Source organism: Pseudomonas sp. TWR1-1-3, from assembly GCF_049896805.1.
GTDB lineage: Bacteria > Pseudomonadota > Gammaproteobacteria > Pseudomonadales > Pseudomonadaceae > Aquipseudomonas > Aquipseudomonas bubulae.
This window is the reverse complement of record NZ_JAFCUZ010000001.1, coordinates 572,053-586,087: the sequence shown is the minus strand read 5'-3', so window position 1 is coordinate 586,087 and position 14,035 is coordinate 572,053. Positions and strand designations below refer to the sequence as shown.

Below are 14,035 nucleotides of genomic sequence, written 5' to 3'. Positions count from 1 at the left end.
AGATCGCGCCGCCTCCATCGCGAGCAAGCCCGCTCCCACACGGGGTAACGACTCCTTCCCGAATTCCTTCTGCACAAGGCTCCCGCGCAATGCCGTCACCCTTACCGCCCAGCCGTACTGCATTGTCTGCCACTGCCTTGCTGCTATTTATTTCCGGTACTGCCGCCCTGATCTATCAGGTGCTGTGGATCAAGCAACTGTCGCTGGTGATCGGTGTCGAGGTGTACGCCATCACCACCGGCATCAGCGCCTTCTTTGCCGGGCTGGCCCTTGGCGGGCTGCTGTTTGGCCGCTGCGCCGACCGCCTGGGCAAACCCTTGCTGTTATATGCGGGCCTTGAAGTGGGTGTGGCCGTGCTCGGCATCGGCGCCACGCTGGGGCTGGGTATGGCCGCGGCGCCATTCGCCTGGCTCGAACAACGGATCGGCCTGCCCGCCTGGTTGCTGCCATTGCTGCTGGTGGGGCTGCCCGCCCTCTTGATGGGCGGCACGCTGCCAGTGCTGATACGCGCACTGGCATCCGAGCCGCAACATCTGGGCCAGGCCGGTGGCCGCCTGTATGCCGCCAATACCGGCGGGGCGATTGTCGGCACTCTGCTGACCGCCTTTCTCCTGATTGCCAGCCTCGGTGTTTTCGCCAGTGCCGTTGTAGCCGCCGCACTCAACCTGATTGCCGCCGCGGGTGCCCTGTGGCTGCAACGCGGGCAGCACACCATTGTCGCCGATCCGGTGGCGACCAGCGCGGCACACAAACCGGCCCGGCTGGCCATGGCCCTGTATGCCATCGCGGGCGGTGTGGCACTGGGCTACGAAGTGGTCTGGTCGCAATCGATCGTTCAGTTCATGAGCACCCGTACCTACGCCTTTGCCGTGGTGCTGGCCACTTACCTGACCGGACTGTTTATCGGCAGCAGCCTGATGGCGCGCCGAGTTGATCGGCTACGCGATCCCTGGGGTGTGTTTGCCTTGCTGATTGCCGGGGCCGGACTGGTTGCCCTGCTGGAAGTTGCCCTGCTCGGACGCTGGCTGATCCTGCTGCAAACCCAGGCAGAGACTGCGGCACTGGCCTTGGGTGGCAGTGTGTTGCTGGGCATGAGCGCCCGCTTCGCAGTGGCCGCACTGAGCATTGTGTTTATCCCTACGTTGCTGTTGGGCGCAGCGTTCCCGATAGCCCTGCGCCTGTGCGTCGGCCCCGGCCGGGTCGGGCGGGATGTAGGTGCAGTCGTGGCGTTCAACACGCTGGGCGGGATCGTCGGCGTTGCCCTCTGCGGTTTTGTCCTGATCCCCTGGCTGGGGCTGGTACATACGCTCGGCATGCTGGCAGTCATCGCCGCTGCAGTAGGTTTGATCGCGGTACAGCAGGGGCACCGGGTCAAGAAAGGCCATCGCCAGGCAGTCGTTGCGCTCAGCCTGGCAGCGCTGCTGGTAGCCGTCTTAACGCCGGTTGAGCGCCTCGCCGAACTGCTGCCCGGAGCCCGTAACGGTGAGCTGGTGTTTTACCAGGAAGGTCGCGGCGGCACCGTCGCCGTCGTGGCCCAGGGCAAGGGTGAACGCCGCTTCCATCGCCTGTATATCCAGGGCGTGTCCAACACCGGTGATGCCATGCCTTCACTGCGCTACATGCGTATCCAGGCCCTGTTGCCGCTGTTGATCCACAACGGCGAACCACGCTCGGCGCTGGTGATCGGCTTTGGCACCGGGATCACTGCCGGGGCCCTGCTCAGTTATCCGGGACTGGAGCAACGGGTGGTGGCCGAGCTGCTGCCCGCGGTGGTCAAGGCTTCAACCCTGTTCAAAGGCAACTTCGCTGCGGCTTCCAACCCCGGCTTGCAGGTGCGTTTGCGCGACGGTCGCCAGGAACTTCTGCGCAGCGAACAGCGCTATGACCTGATCACCCTCGAACCACCACCGCCCTCCGCCGCCGGCGTAGTCAATCTGTACTCGCGGGACTTCTATCAACTGGCTGCACAGCGCCTGCACCCGCAAGGGATAGTTGCGCAATGGCTGCCGTTGCCGACGCAGAATATCGACGACTCGCGTTCGCTGGTGCGCAGTTTTCTCGACGTATTCCCTTACGCCACGCTATGGACCAGCGAGTTTCACGAAATGCTGCTGGTGGGTTCATTGCAGCCCATTGAACTGGATGCCGCGCGCATCAGCGCCCGTTTCGGGCAACCGGGTGTACGCAGCGCCCTGCAGGATGTGGGCGTCGCTTCGCCAGCGGCACTGCTGGCAACCTGGGTGACCGACCGTGAAGGGCTGGTGCGCTTTGCTGCAGATGCGCCGGCCGTCACGGACGACCAACCGCGTATCGAGTACGCTCCGTGGGTGCGCAGCAAAGAAATCAGCCGGGTGCTGCCGGCGCTGCTCGATCTGCGCCAACCGATACCGTTGCTCAACGCCGCCCCGGAGTTTGTCGAGCGCATGCACAGCCAACAGCAACGCCTGATGCAGTTTTACCGTTCCAGCCTGCATGCCTATGATGGCGACCGCGAGGCATGGAGCCGGGATATCCGTGAAGTAATGCGTGGCGATGGCGCCAACCCCTATTACCGCTGGTTTGTCGGTGAACGCTAGAGCCTTTTGGATACGGAAGTCGCAATGCCCAAAACTAAAACTATAAAAGCTGCAAACCCACCTGATTCGCGCCCCACCCTGATGAGCCGTTACCTGTTACCCGTAAGCGCTGCCGTGTTGCTGGTGGTGCTGGGCGGGTTATGGTTTTATCTCAACCGCCCGGCGCCGGTGTATGAGCCAAAGGTGCTGGCCACGGCTGCGGTGGCCGAGCCCGTCGCCCCGGCGCAGATGGTCGACGAGCAACAGTGCCAGGGCTGTCACGACGCCCAGGTCAAGGACTGGCAAGGCTCTCATCATCAACTGGCCATGCAGGTGGCCGCGCCGCAGACCGTACTGGCCGACTTCAGCAATGCCACGTTCAAGGGCGAAGGCGAAAACAGCCGGTTTTTTCGCCAGGGCGACGAGTTCTGGGTCAATACGCCGGGGCTGGATGGCAAACCCGCCGACTTCAAGGTCGCTTACACCTTCGGCATTGCGCCGTTGCAGCAGTATTTGATCGAAGTTGGCGACGGCAGACTGCAAGCCCTGGGGGTGGCCTGGGATACCGAAAAACACCGCTGGTTCCATCTGTACCCAGGCCAGGGGGTGAGCTTCAAGAACCCGCTGCATTGGAGCAAACCGAACCAGAACGCCAACTTTATGTGCGTCGAATGTCACACCACCGGCTACAAACGTAACTTTGATGCCGCCAGCAACAGCTTCAACAGCCAATGGAACAGCCTCGGCGTCGGTTGCCAGGCCTGTCACGGCCCGGCGTCCAGCCATCTGCGCGCTGTCACGGAAAACAACCCGTTGCCCCACAGCGGCTTTGACGTCGACCTTAAAAGCAAGGACGCCACGGTAGAACTCGAAACCTGCGCCCGCTGCCATGCCCGCCGCGCCCCGCTGGGCGATGGCTTTACCGTGGGCAAGCGGCTGATGGACGACTACCTGCCCAGCGTACTGACCCGCGAGCTGTACGCACTGGACGGCAAGATCAAGGACGAGGTGTTCGAACACGGCTCGTTCCTGCAAAGCAAGATGTTCGACAAGGGCGTGCGTTGCAGCAACTGCCACAACCCCCACAGCACCGAACTCAAGGCAGCGGGCAATGCACTGTGCCTGCAATGCCACAACACGGCCGGCAAAGCAGCCATTGCCGGGATTGATGGCAAGGGCCTGCAAGCGAAGAACTATGACGCCATCGACCACCATCGCCATGCCGAAGGCCAACCGGGCTCGCAATGTGTGGATTGCCATATGCCCGGCAAGTTCTACATGGGCAACGACTATCGCCATGACCACAGCTTCAGCATCCCCAACCCGGTGCGGGCCAAAGCCCTGGGCACAACGGATGCCTGCCTGGGCTGCCATCAGGGCAAGGCCGGTGACAGGGTGACGGAGCAGTTCAAGCTCTGGACCGCCCACGATGCACCGCAAGCAGCCCGGTACGATGAAAGCCTGTGGCTGATCCGCGGCGGCCGGCCGGGTGCTGCGCAGGCGCTCTACGAGCAATTGCGGCGCAGCAACCTGCCAGCGATTCAACGCGCCACGTTGTTGGCTGAACTGGCCAACTACCCCAGCGAATCCGCACTGCAGCTGGCCAGCAAGGACCTCAACCACCCTGCCCCGCAAGTGCGTGAAAGCGCGGTGCGGGCAGTGAGCGCTTTCTTGCCTCCGGCAGAGCGGGTCGCGTTGCTCAGCCCATTGTTGAGTGACAGCGTGCGTGCAGTGCGCATCATCGCCGCGCGCAACTTGCAGGGCGCTGCGCGCAATGGCCTGGGCACGAATCAAGTGGCGTGGGACAAGGCCATCGGTGAATACGAAAGCGTGCAGCTGAGCCTGGCCGAACGGGCCGAGTCCAACCTCAACCTGGCCATGCTGTATCAGGCCAGCGGGCGCAATGCCGAGGTCGAGGCCAGACTGCGCGCCGCCCTGCTGCGCGACCCGGACTTCTACCCGGCGCTGGTCACTCTGGCCCAATGGCTGGAGGCCAGTGGGCGCAGTGCCGAGGCCTCGACCCTGCTCAACGACGCGATCAAGGCACAACCGCAGGCAGCGTTGTTGCAACACAGTCTGGGGCTGGCATTGATTCGCGGTGGCCAGCCCGAACAAGCGATGAAAGCTTTGCAGCAGGCCGTAAAACTGGAACCGGACAACAGTCAGTACCGCTATGTGCTGGCGGTGGCCCTGCACCAGAGCGGTCAGCTCGAACAGGCCTGCGCGCAAATGGAAGAACTGCTCAAGCGCCAGCCGGCGTTTCGCGATGCCCGATTGGCGTTGATCCAGTTCTACCTCGACAGCGGCCAGGAGCCCAAAGCGCAGGTGGTGCTGCAAGCCTGGAAACAGATCAATCCTGAGGATATGGCGTTGAAGTGACAGCCCTCACCCCCCCGCCATGCGCTCCAGGCTGTTGCTCAAATGCAGCAGCATGGCGGCGCGGGCGGCGTCGGGGTCCTGACGGCGGATCGCGCGCAAGATCGCCTCATGTTCCAGCACAGCCATTTGCCCCAACTGCTTGAGATCGGCATCACCGCGCTCTTCACTATTGATCCGGGTACGCGGAATCACCGAACGCCCCAACTGGGCAATGATATCGGTGAAATAAGCGTTGCCCGTGGCCTGAGCGATCAACTGGTGGAAACGCAGGTCCGGCTCGACGCTGCTGTCGTTGTTGGCCAGTGAGCTTTGATGGTCATCCAGCGCCTGGCGCATCTGCAGCAGTTGCTCCTCCGTGCGCCGCCTCGCGGCCAGCGCCGCAGCCTGGGTCTCCAGGCCCAGGCGCAATTCGACGATACCGCGCACGCTGGCTGCGGTATCACGGCTCAGGTGGATACCCTGGCGCGGATCGCGCTCAAGCACGAAGGTACCAATGCCGTGACGGGTTTCGACCAGCCCGGATGCCTGCAATTTTGAAATCGCTTCACGCACCACCGTGCGGCTAACACCGTGTTCGCGCACGATGGCCGACTCGGAAGGCAGCTTCTCGCCGGGCGCCAGTTGGCCCAGCAAAATTCGCTGGGTCAGCTCGGCCACGATGTCGTGGGCAAGGCCCGGTGAACGCTTGCGCAGCGGCGCACTCTGGGGGTCATGCATGGGGCAAATCCATTCGTACAAGACCGCTTGATACTAGCACCCCAACATGTATGACAAGTTATATAAATCTCAGAAAACCTTGGGTTTGAACGAACTCAGCCCCCCAGGCAGATACGTTTCCGAACCTGACCTCTGGCTTCAAAATGCTCTAAACAGCGATAAAACCTCACAAAAGGTATCTAAAGCTGCATCTTTTATAACTTTTTCGTTTGTTTCATGGCATTGCTAGGGAAAAAACCAACTCGTATGATGTCTGGCAACTGCAGAGCCATCTGCAGTACACACAACCCGCATAAAAATAATCAGTGGGGCTTTGAATTGTGAACACTTCCAGCAATCCGTCTGCTGCGTACGCCAATGACCCCGTCCTGGCGCGTGCGATCCAAAAAGTGAAGAGGCATGTACTGCCACTTTTCGTCATCATGTTTATCGTCAACTACATCGACCGGGTAAACATCGGCTTCGTACGCAGCCACATGGAGCACGATCTGGGTATTGGTGCCGCCGCCTATGGTTTCGGTGCGGGGCTGTTTTTCATTGGCTACGCACTGTTTGAAGTGCCGTCCAATATGCTGCTGCAAAAAGTCGGCGCCCGCATCTGGCTCACCCGAATCATGTTCACCTGGGGTATCACCGCCACCCTGATGGCCTTTATCCAGAACGAAACCCACTTCTATATCCTGCGTTTTCTGCTTGGCGTCGCCGAAGCGGGCTTCTTCCCGGGCGTGATCTATTACTTCACCCGCTGGCTGCCGGGCGCCGAACGCGGCAAGGCGATTGCCATCTTCCTCAGCGGCTCGGCACTGGCCTCGCTGATCTCGGGACCACTGAGCGGCCTGCTGCTGCAAATCACCGGCATGGGACTGCACGGCTGGCAGTGGATGTACATCATCGAAGGTATGGCCTCGGTGGTGCTATGCGTGTTTGTGTGGTTCTGGCTGGACTCAAAACCCCATGACGCCAAATGGCTCAGCCTTGCAGAGCAAGATGCGCTGGTTAACGAAATTGACCGCGAACAGCGTGAACGCGATGCCGCCAACACCGTCAAGCCGACCCTGGGCATGCTGCTCAAGGACCGCCAGATCATGCTGTTCTGCGCGATTTACTTCTGTATCCAGCTGACCATTTACGCGGCCACGTTCTGGCTACCGAGCATCATCAAAAAAATGGGTGACCTGAGCGATATCCAGGTGGGCTTCTACAACTCGATCCCGTGGCTGATTTCAATCATTGCCATGTATGCCTTTGCCTCGCTGGCCAGCAAATTCAGGTTCCAGCAGGCCTGGGTGGCGGCCGCCCTGGTGATTGCCGCCACCGGCATGTTTATGTCCACCACCGGCGGGCCGATCTTTGCGTTTATCGCCATCTGCTTTGCCGCCATCGGCTTCAAGTCGGCCTCGGCGCTGTTCTGGCCCATTCCCCAAGGCTACCTGGATGCACGTATCGCGGCGGCAGTCATTGCCTTGATCAATTCCATCGGCAACCTCGGCGGCTTCGTCGCCCCCACCACCTTCGGGTTACTGGAACAAACCACAGGCTCGATCCAGGGCGGGCTCTATGGCCTGGCCGGCACGTCGATCATTGCGGCACTCATTGTGTTCTTTGCCAAAACCAAACCCACACCCACGGCCGTGACCCCCACCGCCCTGCAAACTGCCTGACAAGGACCAGACCATGAATGCCGACCATCAACACCACGCCAGCCAAGCTCCGATCGTGACCAGCCTGCAGGTGATCCCGGTGGCGGGCCATGACAGCATGCTGCTCAACCTGAGCGGCGCCCACGGCCCCTTCTTTACCCGCAATATCGTTATCCTCAAGGACAGCAGCGGCAATACCGGCGTGGGTGAAGTGCCCGGTGGCGAGCGCATCCGCGAAACTCTGGAAGACGCCCGCAGCCTGGTGATTGGCCAGCCCATCGGCAATTACCAGGCTGTCCTCAACGCCATGCGCAGCACCTTCGCCGCACGGGATTCGGCGGGGCGCGGCCTGCAAACCTTCGACCTGCGCATCACCATCCACGCCGTGACGGCAATGGAAGCCGCCCTGCTCGACTTGCTCGGTCAATTTCTGCACGTGCCGGTAGCCGCCTTGCTCGGTGAAGGCCAGCAACGGGATTCCGTGAAGATGCTCGGCTATCTGTTCTATATTGGCGACCGTCAACACACCGATCTGGCCTACCGCAGCGAAGCGGATGGCGATGACTGGACACGCCTGCGCCATGAACAAGCCCTTACCCCACAGGCCATCGTGCGCTTGGCGGAAGCGGCACAGGCCCGTTACGGCTTCAACGACTTCAAGCTCAAGGGCGGCGTGCTGCGCGGCGGCGAAGAAATCGAAGCGGTCACTGCACTGGCCGAGCGTTTCCCCGATGCCCGCATCACTCTGGACCCTAATGGAGCCTGGTCTCTCAAGGAAGCCATCGCCCTGTGTCGCGACCAGCATCGGGTACTGGCCTATGCCGAAGACCCTTGCGGCGCCGAAAACGGCTATTCGGGGCGCGAAATCATGGCCGAGTTCCGCCGCGCCACGGGCCTGCGCACCGCCACCAACATGATTGCCACCGACTGGCGCGAAATGGGCCATGCGATTCAATCGCAGGCCGTGGACATCCCATTGGCCGACCCGCACTTCTGGACCCTGCAGGGCTCGGTACGCGTTGCGCAGATGTGCCACGAATGGGGCCTGACCTGGGGCTCGCATTCCAACAACCACTTCGACATTTCCCTGGCCATGTTCACCCAGGTTGCGGCTGCAGCGCCGGGGGACATCACCGCCATTGATACCCACTGGATCTGGCAGGACGGCCAGCGCCTGACCCGTGAACCGCTGAAAATTGTCGACGGCCATATCAAGGTTCCGACAAAGCCTGGCTTGGGCGTGGACATCGACATGGACGCCGTGGCCAAGGCTCACGAACTGTACAAAGGCATGGGCCTGGGTGCCCGGGATGACAGCGTGGCCATGCAGTACATGATTCCCGGCTGGAAATACGACAACAAAAAACCCTGCCTGGTGCGCTGAGTCGCTTATTAGAGCGTGGCAACTGCCACAAGGCGCCAGCGATTGGCGCCTTTTTATTGCCCGAAAATTGGATCCAATATCAAATTTCAGGCAAAAAAAAGCCCAAGTAGCTGATGGAAACTTGGGGCTTAAAAATGCATAAACCGTGGTAGGTGAACGCAGGGCGATCTTACCCTATCGTAACAATCAGTAACAAGTGATTCTGCACATTTTATTTCAAGGCAATACTGACCTAAGTCATTAAATAGCCACACTTTTTAAGATTTAGTTGATTTGAAATGGCCATCACGGCACGGATAACGGGTATTTTCAACCCACTTTTGCGCTTGCATTTAATGTGGGAACTGGGCTCGAGCGATTCAGGCGACGCGGTTCAGTTGGTAGACCGCATCGATACCTTCGCGAGCAGGCTCGCTCCCACAATAATGATCAGGCAAACCTCATTTATGTGAGCACAACATGCCCTGTGGGAGCTGGCTTGCCTGCGATTCAGGCGCTGCGGTGTGCCCGTCGAACCGCGTCGATACCATCGCGGGCAAGCCCGCTCCCACAACAAATCAGCCTGCGAAATTGCCGCTCAGCGCCGCCAGCCCACCCTGATAGACCCCGGTAAACAGCTCTTCGGCAGCTTCAGTGCTTACACCTGCCGGGGTGAACTGCCCCGACCAGGTCACACGGGCGCCGTCGCCCAGCGCTTCAACGCGCAAGGTCGCCAGGTAGTCGGTCACCGGAAACGGCGCCTCGACAATGGAGTAGCTGTAGGTCTTGCCGGCATTGTCGAATGTTTGCAGGCGCTCAACGATCACCGTGCCATCCACGGTCTGCAGATGGCGCAAGCGCCCGCCTTCGCCAGCTTCGCTGACGGCAACCAGGGGCAACCAGTCCGGCAGCGAGTTGAAACCACCGATCAATTGCCAGACCTGATCGGGTGAAGCGGGAATATCAATAAATGCGGATGCAGTTGCCATAGGGGCATGCCTCTTTGAAGAAGTGGGGGTTAGTCGAAAACCGGCCTGAAAAAGCTGCGCTCGTAACTCAGGATACAGCGATTATCTTCAGCCAGTTTGAACGCGGCAATGCATTCGGCATCCGTTTTTGAGCGTTCGCGGTAGTCTTCATAGGCTGCGAGGCTGGGGAGGGTAAACATGGCCAGAGCAATGTTATTGGCACCTTCCGAGGGCAGGAAGTAACCGTGATGCTGGCCGCCAAATTTGGCTACCAGCGGGATCCAGACTTTGGCATAGGCCTCGAATTCGGCCAGTTGGTAAGGGTCAATCACGTAACGCAGGTAGCAGGTGATCATCGATGCATTCCACGGGGCGAAAGGAGATCGAGACTAATCTCCAGCCGCCCCGCGGGTCAATTCACTCAAAGTCGATGCAGGCAGTCGTCCTCGGCATAAATGGCGGTGTGCAGGCCGCCGTCAGTATCCAGCCAGGCGCGGTACATGCCCGGCGTATTAAAGCTCAGCACGGTCTCCCCGCCCGGTGTCACGGCGACCACGCCGCCGTTACCACCGAGCTCCTTGAGCTCGCCCTGTACAACTTGCTCGCAGGCGTCTGCCAGGCTCGAACCCACCAGGCGAATGCGCGATGCAATATTGTGGGCCACCACGGTGCGCATAAAGAACTCGCCGTGGCCGGTCGCCGAAATCGCCGCGCTGCGGTCATCCGCCCAGGTGCCGGAGCCAATCAGTGGCGAGTCACCCACCCGGCCGTAGCGTTTGTTGGTGATGCCCCCGGTGGAGGTGGCTGCTGCTACATGGCCGTGACGGTCCAGGGCGACAGCCCCCACAGTGCCGAATTTTTTCTCCACACCTCCCGGCTCCAGCAACACCGTCTCCGGTTGCTGCTGTTGCGCAGCCCACTGGCGACGACGCAAAGGCGTGTCGTACCAGTCATTGCTGACATGTTCGAGACCCGCCTGTTCGGACAGGAACAAGTCCGCCCCGGCACCGGCCAGCAGCACATGCTCGCTATGCTCCAGCACCGCCCGCGCACCGCATATCGGGTTGCGCACATGATGCACGCCGGCTACGGCTCCGGCTTCCAGGTTGGCCCCGTTCATGATCGCGGCGTCCAGTTCGTGGTCACCGCTGTGGGTAAACACCGCGCCTTTGCCGGCGTTGAACCAGGGGCACTCTTCAAGCTCAACCACACTGGCCTGTACCGCATCCAGACTGCTGCCGCCCTTTTCCAGGACATCGACACCCGCCTTGAGCGCCTGCAGCAGTGCTGCGTGGATCGCCTGTTCGTCTTCGCGGGTCAAAACACCGGGCATCAGCACACCGGCACCGCCATGCAAGGCCATCGCAATGGATTGGGTCATTGGGCATGCACTCCGTGATTGATGATCTGGCTCAAAAAACGTTGGGTTCGAGGTGATTCAGGGGCTGAGAAAAACCGCTCCGGGGGGGCCTCTTCAATGATTTCACCCTGATCCATAAAGACAATGCGGTCGGCTACCTTGCGTGCAAAACCCATTTCGTGGGTCACGCAGATCATGGTCATGCCTTCCTGGGCCAGGCCGGTCATGACGTCCAGCACTTCAGCGATCATTTCCGGGTCCAGGGCCGAGGTCGGCTCGTCAAACAGCATGACCTTGGGTTGCATGCACAGCGCCCGGGCTATGGCGATTCGTTGCTGCTGGCCACCGGATAACTGCGACGGAAACTTGTTGGCGTGGTCGCGCATCTTGACCTTGTCCAGCAAGCCCAGCGCTCGTTCAATGGCCTCAGCCTCGGGCACGCCCAGGTTGGAAGTCTGCGGTAACGTGCAGTTTTTCAGCACCGTGAGGTGCGGGAACAGGTTGAAGTGCTGGAAGCACATGCCCACCTGGCGGCGGATGCGCTCAAGCCCCTTGAGGTTGCCGTCAAGTTCCTCGCCCAGCACGACAACCAGGCCCTGCTGGTGTTGTTCCAGCTGGTTGATGCAGCGGATCAGAGTTGACTTGCCGGAGCCCGAAGGCCCGCAGATCACTACTTTTTCCCCGGCATGGACATTCAGCGAGATGTTTTTCAGCACATGGGCATTGCCGAACCACTTGTTCAATTGTTCGATGCGTACCATTGCGGCGGCATCAGCCTTGGGTTTGCTGATCATGAGCGACTTTGCTCCATACGTTGTTCAAGGTGTCGGGCATAGCGCGACAGTGCAAAACAGATGACGAAGAAGTAGATCGCCAGGAAGACGTAGATTTCGTGGCCGTACTCAACCCATTCCGGGGCGACGGCGGTGCTCATGGCGATACCGACGATGTCCAGTACGCCGACGATCATCACCAGCGTGGTCTCTTTGAACAGGCCGATAAACTGCGTGAGCAAGGGCGCAATGGATTGCTTGAGCACTTGCGGCAAAATGATCTGGCCCATGGTTTTCCAGTAACCAAAACCCAGCGCCATGGCCGCCTCGTATTGGCCCTTGGGCAGGTTCTGCAAACCGCCGCGCAGGGTTTCAGCCATATAGGCGGCGGTAAACAGGATCAGCACCAGTTGCACCCGCAAGAGGATGTCGAAGGCCGAATCCGGCGGCAGGAACAGCTGAATCATCAGCGAAGCCATAAACAGCAGCGAAATCACCGGCACCGAGCGCACCAGCTCGATATAGAGCACGCAAAGCATGCGCACCACCGGCAGTTTCGAACGTCGGCCCAGCGCCAGCAAAATCCCCAGCGGCAGCGCGAAAATCATCCCGGCGGTGCCCAGAAATACTGTCACCAGCATCCCGGCGAACTTGGTCGAAGACACCTCGGGCAAACCGGCACCGCCCTTGAGCAGCCACCACATCACGATCGGCAGCAACGCCAGATACGCCAGCAGCAGGCGACGGTCCAGGCGCTTGAAAAACAGCAAGACAAACGCCGCCCCTGCCAGCACCAGCGCCAGGCTTACCCGCCACTGTTCGGCTTGCGGATAGAAGCCGTACACAAACAGGTTCCAGCGTTGGGTAATCGGCAACCAGCAGGCGCCGCCGGGGTTGCAGTCTTTGGCACTGCTGCCGATGAAGGTGGCATCGAATACCAGCCAGTTCAGCGCAGCAGGAATGCACCAGCACAGCAGCGCAAGCACGCCCAGGGTCAGCAGGCTGTGGCCCACGCTGGGGAACAACTGGCTGCGGCTCCAGGCTGCGGCGCGCTGTACCCAGGGCAAGCGCGGCGGTGCCAGCGGGACTGCCAGTGCCTGATTCATTGCGGTCATGTTCAGTGCCCCCTCTGGCCGATACGGTGGTTGTAGATGTTCATCCCCAGGGAGATCACCAGGCTGATCAGGCAGTAAGTGCCCATCACCAGCGCGATGCATTCAATGGCCTGGCCGGTCTGGTTCAGGGTTGTTCCGCCGGTGGACGACACCAGTTCCATAAAACCGATGACCACCCCCAGTGAAGAGTTCTTGACGATATTCAGGTACGTGTTGGTGATCTGCGGGATCATCGGGTAGATGGCCTGGGGTACGATCAACTGGCGCATTGTGGAACCGGATTTGAAGCCGAGTGCCCTGGCCGCTTCGTACTGGCCGCGGTGTACCGACTCAATCGCGCCACGCACAATCTCGGCGATATAACTGGCGCTGTAGAACGACAAGGCCAGGCATAACGCAAGCATCTCCGGCACCAGGGTGATTCCGCCCTTGAAACCGAAACCGCGCTGCACCGGTACTTCCCATTGCACATGGGCATCACTCAAGGCATACACCAGCACGGGCAGCAGCACAGCCCCAGCCAACAGCGCGGGCCAGCGTCTGCAGGCAAAACTGCGCCACGGCCCGCGGGCTTCCTTCAAGCGGCAAAACACATAAGCCAGCAACGTGCCCAGCAGCATGAGGAAAAGCCCCCAGCCGACCACACTGCCCTGTTCGAGCCAGGGCAGAGTGAGGCCGTTGTTGTTCAGAAACACCACGCCAAACAGCGAGGCCGAGTGCTTGACCCCGGGCAGCGCCAGCACCAGGCCGTACCACCAGACCAGATGCACCACCAGCGGCACATTGCGCAAAAATTCGATGCAGGTGCCGCTCAGGCGCTTGATCAGCCAGTTGTCCGAGACGCGCGCCATGCCCAGCGCACCTCCCAGCAGGGTCGCCAGCACAATGCTCAGCACCGACACCAGCAAGGTGTTGAGCAAGCCCACCAGATAGGCGCGGGCATAGGTTGCATCCGGAGTGTAATCAATCAGCGAGAAGCTGATGTCATAGCCTGCGCGCTGGGACAGAAAACCGAATCCCGAGGCGATATTGAGGTTCTTCAAGTTCAGCGCGGCGTTGCTGGAGAGCAGATAAAACACCGCGGCAACCAGAGCCAGTACCAGCCCCTGCTGCAGCACGCTCGACAGGCGCAGATTGGACGAACGATGGGTCGACATCACAGAAA

Annotated in this window: 11 protein-coding genes; 4 read left to right on the top strand and 7 right to left on the bottom strand. The window is 60.5% G+C overall.

All coding sequences use genetic code 11. From position 1 onward, the window contains the following. The first annotated feature begins 89 nt into the window (after window positions 1-89). Together ACP7BE_RS02670 and ACP7BE_RS02665 are read left to right on the top strand one after the other, a co-directional pair. Window positions 90-2,576: a fused MFS/spermidine synthase gene (locus tag ACP7BE_RS02670; protein ID WP_426104617.1), complete on the top strand. Its 2,487-nt coding sequence runs from the start codon at window positions 90-92 to the stop codon at window positions 2,574-2,576. 24 nt (window positions 2,577-2,600) lie between these two features. Continuing rightward, the gene (locus ACP7BE_RS02665) at window positions 2,601-4,934 is read left to right on the top strand and encodes a tetratricopeptide repeat protein (RefSeq protein WP_426104615.1); all 2,334 of its coding nucleotides are present in this window, start codon (window positions 2,601-2,603) and stop codon (window positions 4,932-4,934) included. A gap of 6 nt (window positions 4,935-4,940) precedes the next feature. Here the strand turns inward: ACP7BE_RS02665 and ACP7BE_RS02660 are convergent, their stop codons facing one another. After that, window positions 4,941-5,651 (bottom strand): FadR/GntR family transcriptional regulator, encoded by a 711-nt coding sequence (locus ACP7BE_RS02660; protein ID WP_095018091.1) that lies wholly within the window; start codon window positions 5,649-5,651, stop codon window positions 4,941-4,943. A 320-nt stretch (window positions 5,652-5,971) separates the two neighbouring features. Between ACP7BE_RS02660 and ACP7BE_RS02655 the strand changes: the two genes are divergently transcribed. Both ACP7BE_RS02655 and gudD read left to right on the top strand, forming a co-directional pair. Next, complete coding sequence (locus tag ACP7BE_RS02655; RefSeq protein WP_130871596.1) at window positions 5,972-7,312, top strand: MFS transporter; 1,341 nt, start codon at window positions 5,972-5,974, stop codon at window positions 7,310-7,312. Between the two features lie 13 nt (window positions 7,313-7,325). Continuing rightward, window positions 7,326-8,675: a glucarate dehydratase gene (gene gudD, locus ACP7BE_RS02650; protein WP_426104613.1), complete on the top strand. Its 1,350-nt coding sequence runs from the start codon at window positions 7,326-7,328 to the stop codon at window positions 8,673-8,675. 557 nt (window positions 8,676-9,232) lie between these two features. Here the strand turns inward: gudD and ACP7BE_RS02645 are convergent. From ACP7BE_RS02645 to ACP7BE_RS02620, 6 genes are all read right to left on the bottom strand, one after another. Beyond that, window positions 9,233-9,643, bottom strand: a complete 411-nt coding sequence (locus ACP7BE_RS02645; protein WP_095000501.1) for an SRPBCC family protein — start codon at window positions 9,641-9,643, stop codon at window positions 9,233-9,235. 29 nt (window positions 9,644-9,672) lie between these two features. After that, window positions 9,673-9,978, bottom strand: coding sequence for an NIPSNAP family protein (locus ACP7BE_RS02640; RefSeq protein WP_426104611.1), 306 nt, complete (start codon window positions 9,976-9,978; stop codon window positions 9,673-9,675). 65 nt (window positions 9,979-10,043) lie between these two features. Continuing rightward, window positions 10,044-11,003: an isoaspartyl peptidase/L-asparaginase family protein gene (locus ACP7BE_RS02635; protein ID WP_095000503.1), complete on the bottom strand. Its 960-nt coding sequence runs from the start codon at window positions 11,001-11,003 to the stop codon at window positions 10,044-10,046. After that, window positions 11,000-11,776, bottom strand: coding sequence for an amino acid ABC transporter ATP-binding protein (locus ACP7BE_RS02630; protein ID WP_095000504.1), 777 nt, complete (start codon window positions 11,774-11,776; stop codon window positions 11,000-11,002). Before ACP7BE_RS02630 ends, ACP7BE_RS02635 begins: the two co-directional genes overlap by 4 nt. Next, window positions 11,773-12,870 carry an amino acid ABC transporter permease gene (locus tag ACP7BE_RS02625; RefSeq protein WP_095000505.1) on the bottom strand — a complete coding sequence of 366 codons (1,098 nt, stop codon included), beginning with the start codon at window positions 12,868-12,870 and terminating at the stop codon, window positions 11,773-11,775. The genes ACP7BE_RS02630 and ACP7BE_RS02625 overlap by 4 nt, the downstream gene beginning before the upstream one ends. Before the next feature lie 2 nt (window positions 12,871-12,872). Then, entirely contained in the window at window positions 12,873-14,027 is a 1,155-nt protein-coding gene (locus tag ACP7BE_RS02620; protein WP_150628375.1) for an amino acid ABC transporter permease, read from the bottom strand. Window positions 14,028-14,035 lie beyond the last annotated feature (8 nt).

What these genes read in the sequence shown, in the direction of transcription:
- ACP7BE_RS02670 (WP_426104617.1), top strand. Translation starts at nt 90, where the DNA reads ATGCCGTCACCCTTACCGCCCAGCCGTACTGCATTGTCTGCCACTGCC.
- ACP7BE_RS02665 (WP_426104615.1), top strand. Translation starts at nt 2,601, where the DNA reads ATGCCCAAAACTAAAACTATAAAAGCTGCAAACCCACCTGATTCGCGC.
- ACP7BE_RS02660 (WP_095018091.1), bottom strand. Translation starts at nt 5,651, where the DNA reads ATGCATGACCCCCAGAGTGCGCCGCTGCGCAAGCGTTCACCGGGCCTT.
- gudD (WP_426104613.1), top strand. Translation starts at nt 7,326, where the DNA reads ATGAATGCCGACCATCAACACCACGCCAGCCAAGCTCCGATCGTGACC.
- ACP7BE_RS02645 (WP_095000501.1), bottom strand. Translation starts at nt 9,643, where the DNA reads ATGGCAACTGCATCCGCATTTATTGATATTCCCGCTTCACCCGATCAG.
- ACP7BE_RS02640 (WP_426104611.1), bottom strand. Translation starts at nt 9,978, where the DNA reads ATGATCACCTGCTACCTGCGTTACGTGATTGACCCTTACCAACTGGCC.
- ACP7BE_RS02635 (WP_095000503.1), bottom strand. Translation starts at nt 11,003, where the DNA reads ATGACCCAATCCATTGCGATGGCCTTGCATGGCGGTGCCGGTGTGCTG.
- ACP7BE_RS02630 (WP_095000504.1), bottom strand. Translation starts at nt 11,776, where the DNA reads ATGATCAGCAAACCCAAGGCTGATGCCGCCGCAATGGTACGCATCGAA.
- ACP7BE_RS02625 (WP_095000505.1), bottom strand. Translation starts at nt 12,870, where the DNA reads ATGACCGCAATGAATCAGGCACTGGCAGTCCCGCTGGCACCGCCGCGC.
- ACP7BE_RS02620 (WP_150628375.1), bottom strand. Translation starts at nt 14,027, where the DNA reads ATGTCGACCCATCGTTCGTCCAATCTGCGCCTGTCGAGCGTGCTGCAG.